This window comes from Nostoc sp. ChiQUE01b (assembly GCF_034531255.1).
Classification (GTDB): domain Bacteria; phylum Cyanobacteriota; class Cyanobacteriia; order Cyanobacteriales; family Nostocaceae; genus Nostoc.
Map to the genome: position 1 here is coordinate 81980 of NZ_JAVRBM010000018.1, position 15090 is coordinate 97069.

Consider the following 15090-nt stretch of genomic DNA (forward strand, 5'->3'; position numbering starts at 1 on the left):
TCCTTTAATTGTGCTTCTGTAACTCCTAACTTTGCTGCTGCGGCTTTCAAATCAGGTCGAGGTGGACGTGGCCGTTCATTTGATGGTTGGTTGGGCGGTTCTTGCGCCTGTGCAATTCGAGCGGATTGATTAGCGGCATTTGCTTGATTGAGTGAAAGAAAACCAAATGTGCCAACCAGAACAGGAATCGCTGTTGCTACTAGTACTCGACGAATATTCATCATTAAATCTCCAAAGGTTTATATTTCTAATTAAGTCTTCTCAAAATAACAGTTTGCCCTGTTTCTAAATTACAAAACTGTAATTTAGAAACAACAATACTCTGACGATATCGCCGCAGAGGGCGAGGCGAAATGCAAGGGTGCATCAATTAACGGTTATTGCGTTCTACCCGGTTTTGAACTGCTTCCTGATTATGAGGTTGAGGACGTTGGGGAGTACGCTTTTTCTGATGTGGATGGGGTTTAGAATGTCTGATTTGTGGTTTTTCATCAGATATTTGCCGTTTGTTGGGCTGTTGTGAAATCTCGGCGTTCCGATAAGATGGATTAGCGGCATTTGCCTGATTGGGTGCAACAAAACCGAATGTACCAATCAAAAAAGGAATCGCTCCTACAGCTAAGACTCGACGGATATTCATAAAAATCAACCTTCAAAAGCTAGGGTGTTCATATTTCTAATTGAGCCACCTCAAAATTACAGCTTTCTTATTTTCTAAATTACAGTTTTGTAATTTGAATCCCCAGAAAGTTATTTTTGGGGTTCTTCAAAAGATACTTTGTAGTTACTTGGGAAGCTCAAAAAACTAATAATTGCTTTTTACCAATGACTGAGACAATGCAAGGATTTTAGATTTTGGATTTTGGATTAAATCTAAATCTAGAATCCAAAAAACGGTTTCAAGCCTCTCTGTTTACGGAGAAAAAAACAAAAATTTTCAATATTTAAGCCTCTTCTTTATAAGGAGAGGTTAATCCAAAAGACGGTCGCGGACTCGCTAACGCTTCGCTATCGTCAATCCAAAATCTAAAATCGAGTGACCAAGCCATTAGGCTACTACACCAATTACATCCCAGGCAAGGAAACGCTGCTTGCGACATTGCAAGATAACTATGGTGCAGCGTCCCTTGAAAATCAGCAAGCGAGAAAAGCTGGTTATTCTTACTGTTCTAGCATCACACATTGGCTGTCAACTAGAAGGTGATTGTCGAGAGGAAATATTCACCATTGCCAAGCAGATGATACAACAGCTGACCAAGCAGGAATCATGGAAGCGATTATCGGTCAAGTCCGCTGGGGTGAAAATTTTGTCGTTGAGAAACAGGAGTTGTCTATGCAGCAATAAACTCACTAACCAAAAGACCCTAAATTATAAGGTTGCACCAGTGTGACTGGTAACATTTGCGCTGGTCTTTTTTTTACACAATTTGGATTTTAGATTACGAATTACCGTGACCAATTAACACGGTGGGCAATTTTTAAACCTGACAACAGCGCGGGCTACCTGACACACTAGCCAAAACGGTGGCAACCATGCCACCGTCGCGGGTTGCGTCCAAAGCACCCGCCCCACTGTTTCTAGGGAGTGGGGTGTTAATCATGAATTGCACGCCCATTTATCGGGTGTTGTTTTATTCAAGCGCACCTTCCCTAAAACTACCAGGTTAAACCCAGCGTTAAGAGTGAATCGCGCCCCTCAAAGGTGGGGTGTTAGGGGATTCAAGCGTACAAACTGGGCTTTTCAATCATTCGTGGTAGGAACACGAATTTTAAACAACCCCAATTAGTAAACAGAACCATGACAATTGAAGCTGATGTCTAAGGTTGCAAATATGGTGTTTCGCGAGTTATCGAGAGCGATCGCGGTTAGTTCCTCATTGACTAATTAAAATTTACCCTGAAAACTTTAAACTATTGAGAGGTTGTTCAAATCCTTCAATAGTTTCAGAGTGAATGTAGTTAGCGGAACATGCTACTGACCGAAGTATCTTCATGAATTCGCCAGATAGTTTCTCCCAACAGATTAGCTACTGACAGCACCACTAGTTGTGAAAAACGATTGTTTTCTGGTATGGGAATGGTATTGGTGACAATGACTTCCTCAAACAAGCCACTGGACAACCGCTCCATCGCTGGTGGAGAGAATACCGCATGAGTTGCACAGGCATATACCTGACGCGCTCCTTCTTCACGCAATAATCGCGCTCCTTCTGCGATCGTGCCTCCAGTGTCGATCATGTCATCTACCAAAACTGCCGTTTTGCCTTTAACATCGCCAATGACATTTAACACTTCGGCAACATTATGTGCCTGACGACGTTTGTCAATAATCGCCAGTGGGGCATCATCCAGTTTTTTCGCAAATGCTCTGGCTCGTGCTACACCACCAACATCGGGAGAAACAACTACCAGATCGGGCAGTTCTTTGCTTGCTAGATAATCCAGTAATACTGGCGAACCGTAAACATGGTCAAAGGGGATATCGAAATAGCCTTGAATCTGAGCCGAGTGCAAATCCATTGCGAGAACGCGGTTAGCACCTGCTTCGGTGATCAAGTTAGCAACCAGTTTGGCGGTTATTGACTCTCGTCCTGCCGTTTTGCGATCGGCACGGGCATAGCCATAGTAGGGAATTACTGCCGTCACCTGTCGCGCAGAAGCTCGACGACAAGCATCAACCATAATCAATAATTCCATCAAATTATCGTTTACAGGTTGACAACATGGCTGGATTAAATAGACATCACAACCCCGAATAGATTCTTGGATTTGAACGTAAAGTTCTCCATCCGCAAATCTTTTGCGAATCATTGGCCCCAAGTCCATACCCAGATAACGAGCGACTTCTTGAGACAGTTGTACATTGGCAGAGCCAGAAAACAGCCGCAGGCGATGATTATCGTTCAGTCCTGTTGCAGATGGTTGCACTTTGAAAGTTGCAGAACTGAGCACAGCAGATCCTCTTTGTGCATTCATAGCAATATTATCATTAGAGATTTAATAGATTTAACCAAGAAATAGCCTGAAAAAACATCTGTAAGTTTTGTTGAAGCTTCCATACAAAATTTAAACATTTTTGCATAAATTTATTATTCGCTAATTATCTAGTCTTCTTGGCAAATAAGCTACCGATAGCTTAACTGACATCAAGTCCATGCACTAGTGTCTATAGTTCAATTTTTTGGTTGAGGTAAATAACCCTAATCGCTTAAACATTATTGCTGTGGTAGGTTCTTCTAATTACCTCATTGATAGCTGATAGTAAAGCATTGACAACTTTAGTGATATTAAAGAGTTTGTCCTCACACAGTATAGCACCTCTTTCTAAGTAGTCAGAGAGTAGCTTATTACTCCATAAGCTACGTATTGAAAAAAACGACAATCATACAAGCCCAGAAGAGGCTAGCAATGGACAAAATTACTCTCCGCACTAGCAAGTTTTTAGATAAAGTTTAAATAAATATTAAATAAAGAAAAGATATTTTTTTGATATTAAAACATTACTCAATAAAAATAATTTCATCTAAGTAAGCATATGTAAATATTTTTACTTAAGAGTTTGTAATTAAATCTAGAAAAGTTGTTCAATATCAATAACACAGGACTTACGCAAGATGTGGCTGAAAACCTGATTATTGCGTAGCGGTAATTCATGAATTACCGCTACTTTCGTTATGTTTTACGTAAGTCCTATAACATTGTAAATTGTGAACCTGAACCTGAGCATCCTGTCAAGTGTAAGCTACTAATTGCCGCTGAATTAGTTAGCATCCGTATTGCTGCCGGGATAAAATTTAGTACTGTTGGGTGGTTGCGATCGCTCCAGTTGGGTGCAGCGATAACTGCATACCCCGCGTTGCATATCAATTTTCGGAATTTTACAGATGAAAAATTTTAAAATTTTTTGATGCAGTAGCCCAAATTTAGGATCAAAGAGAAACGCCATCTCGCTCAAATAACAATTGACAAAATCAGATTTGTAGTATTAAAGGAATCATTCTTAATTGAGATAACACTATTTTTTATAAAGACGATCGCTAACTATTTTATTGTGCCGAAGATTGGCTTACACAAGCACAGTTAGTCAGATTACAATTTTTTATTTTCCCCAAGGATTGATTGAAAAAGAGAAGAGTGATTTGTATAACCTGGATTCTCAAGTTAATTTTGCATATTTCAAAATCTATGGTTTTTATAGGAAGAGAAATCGAATGGAAGATTGGGAACTCTTAAGTTGTGGAGTAGGAAATAACCTTGCTCTGGTGGAGTGTACTTGTTGGGTATAGTAGAATATTGCCGCAGGTAACTGTACGTCGCCTCTTGGACTTAATCTTTGTGGGTGACTTTCTCCTCAGTTGCTACTACACTCAATCAATCGATCATGCAACCACCGATTACAGTTGGCACTGTCTTGCAAAACCGTTACCGCATAATTCAAATTCTCGGACAAGGAGGATTTGGTAGAACCTATCTGGCAGAAGACCAGAGGCGCTTTAACGAACTTTGCGCGATCAAGGAATTGAATTCAACAGCAAGGTCGGCTTTGGATTGGGAGAGGGCACAAGAGCTTTTTCATCGAGAAGCTGCCATTTTATATCAAATCGAACACCCACAAGTGCCAAAATTCCGGGAAAGATTTGAGCAAGACCAACGCTTATTTTTGGTGGAGGACTACGTTGCAGGTCAGACGTACCGAACTCTGCTGGCTGAACGTCAAGCTGTGGGTAAAACTTTTACAGAGGCTGAAGTATTGCAGCTGATAGAGTTGTTGTTGCCCGTTTTAGAGCATATTCATAGTAGAGGAATTATTCACCGGGATATCTCGCCAGAAAATATTATTTTGCGAGATAGTGATGCTAAACCTGTATTAATTGACTTTGGGGTGGTAAAGGAACTGGCAGAGCGTTTACAATCGCCAGATAGTCCGCTACCAAAAACCACCGTCGGAAAATTAGGCTACTCTCCCAGCGAACAAATGCAAACAGGGGGAGCTTATCCTAGTAGTGATTTGTATGCATTAGCGGTAAGCGCGATTGTTTTGCTCACTGGTAAAGAACCAAAGGATCTATTCGATCAAAACCAACTAACTTGGAATTGGCAACGGTGGGTAAAAGTAAACCCACGATTTGCCCAAGTTTTGAATCGAATGTTGAATCATATACCGAGCGATCGCTATCAAAGTGCTGCTAGTGTATCTCAGGCACTACAACCTTTACAAGAAGTCAGTCTTCCTAATGTAAATGTGTCTAACTTGCAGACAATGGCAGTTAGTCGCCGTCCTGACTTAGTAGCACCACCAGCTTCGCCCAAAAAACCCGATCCTGTGATTCCACCAAGTCTCACTAGCTCAGTTTTGGATAATCCGTTAGCGATCGCCGCAATTGCCATTGCTGTAGTGATCGTAGCAGGATTTGGTTCTTGGGCAATAGTCAGTTCCATCCGCAGTCAGTCAAAAACATCAGATGAGACGCTTCCACAAAATTTCCCTTCACCAGTAATTTCTGGTGGTAGTACATTCACACCGACACCGACACTAACACCGACCCTGACACCGACACTGATACCAACACCAACACCGACATCCATACCTACTAACGATCGCCCTGTTGTATCTACTAAGCGCCTCAAGCTTACAACATCTAATCCAACCACGGTTGAAGGTACTCTCAAAGCAAATCAAATCATCCAGTACAGCTTTTTTGGGCGAGAAGGTACTAAATTAAACACGCTTATTGACCCAGGAAGCAGCATTTTGCTAACAGTTTTAAGTCCTAATGGACAACCAATTGAGAATACTGCCCAACAAGTTACATTTTATCAAGGCACATTGTTGGTTACTGGTAGATATACTATTGAGTTAACTCTGCTTTCAGGTGTTGCCGAAAGCAATTACAACCTCAATGTTGCATTAGAAAAACCAGTCAAACCAACACCGACAGAGACACCTTTACCAATTCCCACAGAGACACCTTTGCCAATTCCCACAGAGACACTTTTGCCAATTCCCACAGAGACACCCTTGCCAATTCCCACAGAAACACCCTTGCCAATTCCGACCATTACTGAAGCGCCGACTTTACCGCCAGTTGATGGAACTCAACCATTTTCTGGCCAAAGAAATTAATGTTAAACACACTACTGATTACTGGAACTGATACCGAAGCTGGTAAAACTGTTTTAACAACAGCGTTAGCAGCCTACTGGCAAAAATATTACCCGCAGCGTTGCTGGGGAATCATGAAACCGATTCAATCGGGGATTGGCGATCGCGAGTGGTATCAAAAGCTATTTGTGCTAGAACAATCTGCTGAAGAAATTACACCTTTATACTTTCAAGCACCTCTTGCTCCGCCGATAGCAGCAGCACGGGAAAATCGCCGAGTAGATTTAGCACTTGTGTGGCAAGCTTTGTCTAAGTTGCGATCGCAGCGTGATTTTGTGCTTATAGAAGCTTTGGGAGGGTTAGGTTCGCCAATAACTGAGGAATTAACTGTAGCTGATTTGGCAGGGGAATGGCGTTTACCAACAGTATTGGTAGTACCAGTGAGATTGGGTGCGATCGCTCAAGCAGTGGCGAATGTAGCATTAGCTAGACAATCGCGCGTCAATCTCAAAGGCATTATTTTGAACTGCGTACAACCCCGAACGGATGCAGAAATAGCTGACTGGACACCATCTCAATTGATTCAATCACTCACTAACACGCCAGTTTTAGGCTGCTTACCCTATGTAGATAACCTGAGTGATTTAGATAAACTTGCTCAAATAGCATCAGATTTAGATTGGGAAACACTAACACTACTCACATAACGGTCAATTTGTACAATAGACCTCTTGCATAAATGCTTAAATTGTCATGTTGAGCGGAGCCAAACATCTGGTGAGATTCTTCACTCCACTGCTTTCCGCTCAACATGACATTCCTGATTTTTTGACTTTTGCAAGAAGTCTACTCTTTAAAAGGTAATCCGAGACTTTGGCTAAATTATCAAGTGAGAATTTGTACTCGTAATGTCACAGTAGTATTTATGGTGTTTGCTTGTTCGTTTCAATAAAAGTATCAAATAAACGAGTAAGCTTTTTCTAAATCCAAAAATTTTTGGGCAACCGTACATCATCTCCCCTTCGGCGATCGCCTGACCCATGCCATTATTATGGGAAGGGGGATTAAATGCTGTAATCCTTATTGTTCATGACTTAAAGCTTTTCTTAGTGCCATTCGAGCCGGAATGTTAGCAGATGCAATTAATCAGCGATCGCATTCGTAGGCTACGGGAAAGTGAGAATTTAGTAGAAGCTGCCTGTGCTGTATTGAAGCACTTGGGGGAGTTGAAGCGCACATATTTGATGCCCTGGGAGGTTGACAGACACTTTTCTTAATTTTGCTGGATTTGGTTTGGGCATAAGTAGATTCCAGGCTTGATTGTTAGCAATTGAGTGAATTGATACCTGTAATTCTTGCTATTAGTTGTTCTAAAGGTTCCTTCTCATCAACATTGTCAACAAAACGTACCCAATTTAATTCCTTGAGAAACAGTAGCTTTGGATCATTTGGGATCTCAGTAACACCCGGTAATAAAACTGGAATCAAAGGTAAATTTTCGTTAACAAATCGACTGTTAAGCGATCGCAACTCTTCTAGTTGCCATTTTCCCAAACCATTAAGACTAATAAAGATAGCAGCTGATTTAACTTGCTGGATTCCTTCTTGTATGGCATATTGAAAGCTCTTTCCTGCACGAATCTCCTTATTATCCAGCCAAGGATTCAAACCTCGCTGTCGCAGTTGCTTGGCGATCGCTTCTACTAGAGGTTTGTCTTGAGTATTGTGACATAAAAACATATCAAAATCATCAGTGGCAACTTTGCCTTGAATAATGGAAGTAGCTGTGTCAATCTCGCGTTGCTTATCAGCGGCTTTATCCATCTGCGGAATAATGACGGTGCGATCTGCTGTCAGGCGTTCCTCACCATCTAGTAAGGAAATACGAGTGCCGCAGACACTACAATCAATCCAGTTAAAATCGCGCTCTCGCCTGCGTATCGCTTGTAATTCAGTAACTGGGGTCTCACAGTCCGAACAAACAAAAATGCGGCGACGACGGATACTTTCTGGCAAAGCTCGCCGCTTCAGGTGGGTATGCACATACTCTTCAAAACGCAGTCTTGTCTCTTCACTCGCTTCCGGTTTAAAGAACAAAGTTAACTCCGCTTTTCCTTCTTCAATATGACGCAGCCACATACCACACTCACCAACCTTGGCTGTGAACATAGCAGCATTTTTCCACATTTCTTTGCATTTAAAAATTTCGCTGCGAGATAAACGTACAACCAAGGTGGTGTATACATTTAATACAGCCCCCTCAAACTCAAAAATCACCGCTTTGCCTTCTGGGTCGGGAGCTTCTGGCCATTCGCGGGTGAACTGGGAGGGGAAGACTAGCAATGGTGCAGCCTCAGTCTGTTCTCGCAAAGCAATTTCACGAGTCAATAATTCTTCTACTGTGGCAATTAATAGCAATTTCTCCTGTTCTTTATCGGCGATGCGTTCATCTTCTTGCATCCGAAACCGCCCCGCGAGTAAGTCTTCTTCGACAATACAACCCATACCCTCTGGTTCATCTTTGGCGGCGTTTATAATTGCTGAGGCGTAAGCATCCAATACTTCTGGTTGCAAAAGAATCAGGTTGCCAAAGCTGAGTCTACGGATTAAATCCTGCGACTCCACTAACCGAATGCAAATTTCAAATTTGTCTTGCATTTCTTTGGAATCAGCAAGAGCATTGTTGCTTTGCAAGAAGGCGCGGTACAGGTCATCTACTTGAGATAACAGCCTTTTTGATTTTTTTTCTTGAATTAAGAAAACTTTGATTTTCTGAAATAGTTCTGTAGAAATTACCTTTGGCAAATGCTCCCAGTCAATAGCGTTGCGAATGGCTGTAGCTAGTTCCTTGATTCCCAGTCCTTCCTTGGCGCTAGTCTCAAAGTAACCATCAAAACCAAGTTCGCTAACTAAAGCATTGATGCGTGCCTTAGTAACACCGATGCCACCCCGGTCTACACGGGCGGATACTAAAAATTTTTTCAAAGCGATCGCGGAATTACCTGGCAAGTTTTGTGCTTCTCTTAAAGCCCGATTCCAATAATATACTCCCGCAAAGGGTTCGGTTTCACTCCGAGCATCAAATACAATTAGGGCTACTGCCAATTCGTTCAAATACAACTGGTGAATCAGCCGATAACCCGGCTGTCCTGCTAAGTCCCACAAAAGTATTTCCCGCAATTCTTGGCGATCGTCGCTTAACTTCAACTTCTGTGTGTCAAAAGTCCAAACATGACGACTGTGGGTTAATTCTGTGGGGCGAAACTCTCTATCAGTTAGCACCAAACTCAATCCAGACTTGCCTACACCGCTCTCCCCCAATAATACCACATTGGCATTTCTATATTGCTGAGAGATATCGTATTTTTTAATTTCCCCGCTGGGAAATTTTGGTGTTTGAGTTTCTGACTCTACAGATGATTCTTGTACTAACTGTTCTGCTAAAACTGCATACTCTTCACCTAATTGACGCAATACTTGCATAGTAATTTCGGCAAAGGAAATTATTTCAGTTTGCAACTTTTCATCACAATTGGGGTTAGGAACTAGCAATGCTGCAAAACTCTTAATTTCTAACCCAGCTTTATTAGCTATATATTGAGAAATGGCTTCTAGTACAGCATCAATTTCTGAGCGTCTAACAGAACGGAGTAAGACTTGCCTAACACCATTTACAAATTTATATTGCCAGCGTTCTCTTTGATTCTGTTGATTAACAGGAATAAATTTCAGCAACCCACTCATGAAAATTTCAGCTATATGAATTTGCCTTGATTCTGGCAACATTTTTCGCTGAATGATATTAATAACAGGTAAACTTACAGGTGCAGATGCCATCAAGTTGGCTAATTGTCTAGCTAGAGGCGAAGCTATAGCATAAAAATTTTTAACTAATAATTTTGGATCTGATAATTCCTGAGAACTTGCCTGAAGAATTGATAATTGAGATGTTGGGATTAATTCTCTCCAATTGGGCATAAATAAAACACCCAAGGTTTCAATATTACCTCTACCAACAAAAACTCTAGCCCAATCTGCTAAAGATTCAGGTTCTAGAGTGACAACAGGAAACTGGAGTGCATTGGTTGGTTTTCTTTCTAGCCATAAAGGTAAACTATTTACAGTCAATTTTGAATTGATAAGACCAGGAGCAAAAGCACTTAATGGTACTGAGCTACCTAATCCTAGCACCGTTCTCTCCCATAATTGCTCAGGTAATAATTGCAGCACCGTCACCGGAACTTGTTTTTCCCATAACTTTAATAACTTGTGTATTTCTCCTTGCCACCATAAAGAAGAAATACAATCACTAATTAGCAATATTAAGCGTCTACCATTGGGCTCTAATAATTCTTTAGGACTACGGAAATATTGTTTTTTTGTAACTTTTCCTTGATGAGTCAACAATTGAGGCTTTCCATCTACACTTGTCTGTAAACTCCAAGTATAGACATTGCGAAAAGCTCCATGTCGCTCCATTAGCTTTCGGAACTCGGTAATAGTTTCTTCCCAAACAACTGTAGTACGAATTTCTTCAATTACTAACACCAAATCTAACCAGTGTTCTCGTGCAGGTTTTAATACAGGAATCCACATATCATATTCTGCTATTTGTTGCACGGTACTTTCTTCATCTAAAACAAATTTTGTCCTAGATGGGACTTTTCGCTTTAGTGGACGGAGTGATCTACCAATTTCTAAATAATTAGAGAGAGCTGAGGTAGCAGGAGCTTTAAAAGGTAGTCCTAGTGATGATGGTGTTAATATCTCAGAAGCAGAAATTTGAGAGATGTCATCTTTTGTATAAGCTGAAACTTTAATTTCTTTAGGTTTTTCTATAAGGGGAGGAGAAAATAAATTTTCAATTGATTGAGAAACTCGTGGTTGAGGTGATATATTTATCGGCTGCTCAGTATCTTCAACAGGATTAACTACTAATGGTTTCATCTGGCTTGCTAACCAGAGAGCATCAGCAATTTCTGCTGCACTCATGTCCAGTTCTACCTGTTCTAGAAGTTTAATAAGCCTATTGATCATGAGTCCTCTGAGCTATCTAAATATTTTAATATTTTATCAACTAAATCATTTTTAGTTTTACCTATGGGGGAATTTTCCCTAGTGACTAAGTAGACAGCATTGAGAAGTTGATCAGTTGCTAACTCTCCTTGTTTACGTTTGTTGAGAAATTGCTCAATTAAATTATTCACTTCTGAAGCTAGGTTATCATCTAAATTTAGATGTGCTTTAATTATATTTTCTAATTCTGTCTTTTCAGGCTCTTCGATATTTAATCTTATACAACGGCGCAGAAAAGGAGGTGGAAAATCTCGTTCACCATTACTGGTTAAAATGACTAAGGGAAAGGATGTGCAGCGAACCCTTCCTTTTTCAATAGTTACTGTTTGATCCTTATATGCCGTCTGTACCGTTACTTTATCTACCTTACCAACTATCCGTCTAAGTTCGGGAATTTCAAACTCTCCTTCCTCAAATATATGCAGTAAATCATTAGGCAAGTCAATATCACTTTTATCAATTTCATCAATTAATAATACTCTGGGTTTGTCACAAGGAAGTAAAGCTGTTCCTAGTGGGCCTAAATCAATATATTTACCAATTTCTGCCAAGTTATCTTTAGCATCTTGCAAACGTCCAATGGCATCATAACTATAAAGTCCATCTTTAAGTATAGTGCGAGTGGTAATTGGCCAATTTAGCACGTCTCCTAATCCTAGTTCATAGGCAACAGCATAAGCTAAAGAAGTTTTACCTGTTCCTGGTTTCCCTGTTACTAATAAAGGTCGTCGTAAATATAAAGCAGCATTAACTAATTCTATTTCTTCAGGACGTGCTTCAAATTTTTCACCCCGTCTTTGTTTTGGCTCACTGTTAATATCAAAATCTCGCCAACTTGGTGGTGCTGGAAGTTGCCAGTTTTTATTTTGTTTATGATTTCCTTTGAATATTCTCCAATCATCCATAATAATACCTAATTGATAATTATTAACTTGGCTTCAGGTGTCAAAAGATTAGGATCTTCCCAGATTAAAAAAATATCATTTCCTAATAAATGTTTCTTTCCATTAACCCGCGATTCAAAACGATTTTTTCTAACCTTTTCAGGTAATTCATGAATGCAGCAATTTAGGTCATTATTTTCTCTCATTTGATAATCTTTTAACAAAATTTTATCTCTGTGGCAAATAGCAATAGGAATAACATTACTCCTTAATGAGCCAAAAACCTTATCAGCATCATTTTTTATATGTTCATCAAATATATTTAGTATAATGCCAATATCTTCATTTATGTTAAAAGAGAAGCTGCTTGCATCATATTGATGTAATACTTTAAATTTACTACATTTAGATTTATCCCTACATATATTCTGTAATTCACTCCATTTATGAATCCACCTTTCTTTCTTAACACAGAGATAATTTTTGTCTAAGCGATTCACATCACGAACAATTACTCGACACTTTTCACCCACAGAACCTGTTTCACCAAAATCATTGATTTCCCATTGTTCAACTGGGTAATTAAGGTACTCTGTAGGCAGAAAAAAAACTACTGTAATATCTTTTCCTAGTTTTTCCTCTATTGGAAGACAAGCTGGAATTTTTTCACTCAATAATGCATTGAAAATTTTTGGTATATCATCAAGTTGAAAGCTCTCATTAGGAGATTTTGAAAAATCTATTTTGTAATAATTTTGATTGTTATTTATATAATTTTTTATGTTAGTAATTACCCAACCATTCAATGTAAACTTTGTAATTTTTGATCGTGTTTTTGCTTTTAATAACTCTATTTTAACTAATATGTATGATTCTGATGGTTTATCTATATTAGGATAATCTTGTTTGGTCAAAGATTTAATAATTTTATCAAAATCTTCTATATTATTATTACCCCATCTCTTTAATTTATCAGATATTTCTGTAGGAATATTAGAATCAGTAATTAAAGATTTTATAAATAGTGTTGTATAGTCATTATGATTAAATTTTGTTTTACCTTTATCAATATCATGTAAATCTATTAAAATAGCTTCGACTGTGCTTGGTATAATTTTAGGTAAATTTCCAGAACAGCAAGATTGATAAGCTGTTTTAATAATAGAAAGAATAGATGGATTAAGTGTAGAAGTTAAAATTTCAATTAGAGGATGCTGAAGAGTTTCAAGTTTTTTTATTTGCTTCTCTATTGTATTAATTTCTTCGTAAATACACCGATGTTCTTCTTTAACTTCAGAATTATCAGTTTCCGTCCTTTGCGGAACAAGTTTTTCATAAATCTTTCTTTTGTTTTCGTAGCTTTCTCTTAACAACTTCAGTTTGATATTATCAGGCGGTAATGTACGCGATGCAAGTTGTAGCTTTTCACCCAGTGGCGGTTTTAGGTTCATGGGTTGATTGGTGAGGTAACGGTAAAAAGCTTCATATCCCTCTTCTGTAAATAATTTGTACCAACTAAACCCACTAATTATAATCGGAATAAAATTTTCATCTTCAGGAAAAAATACAACAGGGACAAACCTTGTACTTGTGACATGGTGATTGTAAAGCTCTTGAGTAATAATTGCTCCTTCCCAGATCACTCCTCGTCCTCTATCTGGTTCTTCCTTACCCTCAAATCTGCGCTTATACTGTTTGGTACAAACTACAACTATAAAATCGGCCCATTCTAATTGATTCATCATCCATCGGGGCCAACCTTCTGAAGGCGACTGTTCGTACTGGTCGATCTTACAGTCAACACCCTCATCCCGCAAATTGTTAGCTAGATGTAAAACTCGGTCTTTATGTTCTGCTGAGTCATGGCTATAACTAATGAAAACTTTTGGGGCAACAGAATTCAAATTCATGACTTTATTGACTTAAGTAAAAACTAATTCTTAACTTAAATGTCAAATCCACTAAATATATATTCTTATTCAGTAAATTTTATGGAATAAAGGATACAATGTTAAATTGTATTCCAAGTTGAATAATCCAACTTTTACGAACTCGGTTGACACGCAAAATATCTTGCTGGTAATGAAAGCTGAAGAATGCACAACATGCTATAACTTGTTTCTATTAAAAAGATTAAGTAAAAATTAATATACTTCATCCTTAAGCTCTATATTAATAACATAACCAAGATAACATGTCTGTAATTGACATTCTTATAATTATAGAATTTTAAGTAAACTAAGTTAGTTACAAAGTGTGAATTTTGAAGATAAACCTTATGGACGAAAAATATCATATTCCACAAATAACAGTGACTACTTTGAGCAAGAGACCTGGAAAAAAACTAGCTAAGTACACGTCACCCTAAAAAAGGGTCGGAAATTATGCCGCAATCAAGAGGTCACTTTGAGTAGTATGCCGAGAGTCTTGGATTTGAGATTTTGTAATAATTTTCACAATTGACTTTGTTACAATAAAGTTAGTCAATACTTTCAACAATATAGCAGTCGTTAAAAAGTAAGTGAGTAACTCTAGTCCGCAGTCACAACCACCCAAGGTAACGTTTGAGTCTGATGCTGTACAAAGTTATCTGAATATTTTGCAGGGGGTAGTTGCTCGGATGGCAACTAACAGTGCTAACTGCAAAACTTGGTGTATTTCTTTAGTATCAGCAATTCTTGTCGTGATTGCAGATAAGAACAAGCCTAATTATGCTTGGATATCGCTTATACCAATAGTACTTTTCTTTTTACTGGACTCTTACTATCTTGGTCAAGAACGAAGCTTTCGTGAGATATACAATAATTTTGTTAAAGAATTGCATTCTTCGGGTGAAATTACAATCGATAAAGTATTTGTTCTAAAGCCACCTAAAGGCATGAATGTTGTCAATTTATTACTTGCATCTAGTTTATCCTTTTCTATCTACCCGTTTTATCTAACATTGCTACTCACAGTAATTATTGCAAAACACCTAATTCTTTAGCAGAGTAGTAACCCAAGTTGCGGGTTATCAAGTACAAACTT

13 protein-coding genes and 1 pseudogene are annotated in these 15090 nt (G+C 38.8%); 7 read left to right on the top strand and 7 right to left on the bottom strand.

The features are described from left to right. Nucleotides 1–224 (bottom strand): annotated as a pseudogene (locus RMY63_RS14585) (hypothetical protein); the annotation flags it as partial. Between the two features lie 146 nt (nucleotides 225–370). Further along, a complete protein-coding gene (locus tag RMY63_RS14590; RefSeq protein ID WP_322729388.1) occupies nucleotides 371–640 on the bottom strand; it encodes a hypothetical protein in 270 nt (89 codons plus the stop codon). A gap of 396 nt (nucleotides 641–1036) precedes the next feature. On the opposite strand from RMY63_RS14590, the gene RMY63_RS14595 reads away from it, so the two are divergent. Both RMY63_RS14595 and RMY63_RS14600 read left to right on the top strand, forming a co-directional pair. Beyond that, on the top strand, nucleotides 1037–1204 hold the full coding sequence (locus RMY63_RS14595) for a hypothetical protein (RefSeq protein ID WP_322729389.1): 168 nt from the start codon (nucleotides 1037–1039) through the stop codon (nucleotides 1202–1204). Beyond that, nucleotides 1205–1345 carry a hypothetical protein gene (locus RMY63_RS14600; RefSeq protein WP_322729390.1) on the top strand — a complete coding sequence of 47 codons (141 nt, stop codon included), beginning with the start codon at nucleotides 1205–1207 and terminating at the stop codon, nucleotides 1343–1345. It abuts the gene before it with no gap. A gap of 133 nt (nucleotides 1346–1478) precedes the next feature. Here the strand turns inward: RMY63_RS14600 and RMY63_RS14605 are convergent, their stop codons facing one another. Both RMY63_RS14605 and RMY63_RS14610 read right to left on the bottom strand, forming a co-directional pair. Further along, entirely contained in the window at nucleotides 1479–1601 is a 123-nt protein-coding gene (locus RMY63_RS14605; protein ID WP_322729391.1) for a hypothetical protein, read from the bottom strand. A gap of 358 nt (nucleotides 1602–1959) precedes the next feature. Further along, complete coding sequence (locus tag RMY63_RS14610) at nucleotides 1960–2976, bottom strand: ribose-phosphate pyrophosphokinase (RefSeq protein ID WP_322729392.1); 1017 nt, start codon at nucleotides 2974–2976, stop codon at nucleotides 1960–1962. Between the two features lie 676 nt (nucleotides 2977–3652). Between RMY63_RS14610 and RMY63_RS14615 the strand changes: the two genes are divergently transcribed. The 4 genes from RMY63_RS14615 (at nucleotide 3653) to RMY63_RS14630 (ending at nucleotide 7380) form a co-directional block, all read left to right on the top strand. Further along, entirely contained in the window at nucleotides 3653–3898 is a 246-nt protein-coding gene (locus RMY63_RS14615; protein WP_322729393.1) for a hypothetical protein, read from the top strand. A gap of 483 nt (nucleotides 3899–4381) precedes the next feature. Next, nucleotides 4382–6124, top strand: a complete 1743-nt coding sequence (locus tag RMY63_RS14620) for a protein kinase domain-containing protein (protein ID WP_322729394.1) — start codon at nucleotides 4382–4384, stop codon at nucleotides 6122–6124. Then, nucleotides 6124–6810, top strand: coding sequence for a dethiobiotin synthase (gene bioD / locus RMY63_RS14625; protein ID WP_322729395.1), 687 nt, complete (start codon nucleotides 6124–6126; stop codon nucleotides 6808–6810). The genes RMY63_RS14620 and bioD overlap by 1 nt, the downstream gene beginning before the upstream one ends. 429 nt (nucleotides 6811–7239) lie before the next feature. Beyond that, nucleotides 7240–7380: a hypothetical protein gene (locus tag RMY63_RS14630; RefSeq protein ID WP_322729396.1), complete on the top strand. Its 141-nt coding sequence runs from the start codon at nucleotides 7240–7242 to the stop codon at nucleotides 7378–7380. 46 nt (nucleotides 7381–7426) lie between these two features. Here RMY63_RS14630 and RMY63_RS14635 read toward each other — a convergent pair whose 3' ends face one another. From RMY63_RS14635 to RMY63_RS14645, 3 genes are read right to left on the bottom strand one after another with little or no spacing between them, the layout of a single operon-like run. Continuing rightward, on the bottom strand, nucleotides 7427–11140 hold the full coding sequence (locus tag RMY63_RS14635; protein WP_322729397.1) for an SAV_2336 N-terminal domain-related protein: 3714 nt from the start codon (nucleotides 11138–11140) through the stop codon (nucleotides 7427–7429). After that, the gene (locus RMY63_RS14640) at nucleotides 11137–12084 is read right to left on the bottom strand and encodes a MoxR family ATPase (RefSeq protein ID WP_322729398.1); all 948 of its coding nucleotides are present in this window, start codon (nucleotides 12082–12084) and stop codon (nucleotides 11137–11139) included. Before RMY63_RS14640 ends, RMY63_RS14635 begins: the two co-directional genes overlap by 4 nt. 8 nt (nucleotides 12085–12092) lie before the next feature. After that, nucleotides 12093–13973 (bottom strand): SEFIR domain-containing protein, encoded by a 1881-nt coding sequence (locus RMY63_RS14645; RefSeq protein WP_322729399.1) that lies wholly within the window; start codon nucleotides 13971–13973, stop codon nucleotides 12093–12095. Nucleotides 13974–14584: 611 nt separating this feature from the next. On the opposite strand from RMY63_RS14645, the gene RMY63_RS14650 reads away from it, so the two are divergent. Further along, a complete protein-coding gene (locus RMY63_RS14650; protein ID WP_322729400.1) occupies nucleotides 14585–15049 on the top strand; it encodes a hypothetical protein in 465 nt (154 codons plus the stop codon). Nucleotides 15050–15090: the final 41 nt, after the last annotated feature.

Excerpts from the sequence above, each read along its gene's own strand:
- RMY63_RS14590 (WP_322729388.1), bottom strand. The coding sequence starts at position 640 with ATGAATATCCGTCGAGTCTTAGCTGTAGGAGCGATTCCTTTTTTGATT.
- RMY63_RS14605 (WP_322729391.1), bottom strand. The coding sequence starts at position 1,601 with ATGATTAACACCCCACTCCCTAGAAACAGTGGGGCGGGTGCTTTGGAC.
- RMY63_RS14610 (WP_322729392.1), bottom strand. The coding sequence starts at position 2,976 with ATGAATGCACAAAGAGGATCTGCTGTGCTCAGTTCTGCAACTTTCAAA.
- RMY63_RS14615 (WP_322729393.1), top strand. The coding sequence starts at position 3,653 with ATGAATTACCGCTACTTTCGTTATGTTTTACGTAAGTCCTATAACATT.
- RMY63_RS14620 (WP_322729394.1), top strand. The coding sequence starts at position 4,382 with ATGCAACCACCGATTACAGTTGGCACTGTCTTGCAAAACCGTTACCGC.
- bioD (WP_322729395.1), top strand. The coding sequence starts at position 6,124 with ATGTTAAACACACTACTGATTACTGGAACTGATACCGAAGCTGGTAAA.
- RMY63_RS14630 (WP_322729396.1), top strand. The coding sequence starts at position 7,240 with ATGCAATTAATCAGCGATCGCATTCGTAGGCTACGGGAAAGTGAGAAT.
- RMY63_RS14635 (WP_322729397.1), bottom strand. The coding sequence starts at position 11,140 with ATGATCAATAGGCTTATTAAACTTCTAGAACAGGTAGAACTGGACATG.
- RMY63_RS14640 (WP_322729398.1), bottom strand. The coding sequence starts at position 12,084 with ATGGATGATTGGAGAATATTCAAAGGAAATCATAAACAAAATAAAAAC.
- RMY63_RS14645 (WP_322729399.1), bottom strand. The coding sequence starts at position 13,973 with ATGAATTTGAATTCTGTTGCCCCAAAAGTTTTCATTAGTTATAGCCAT.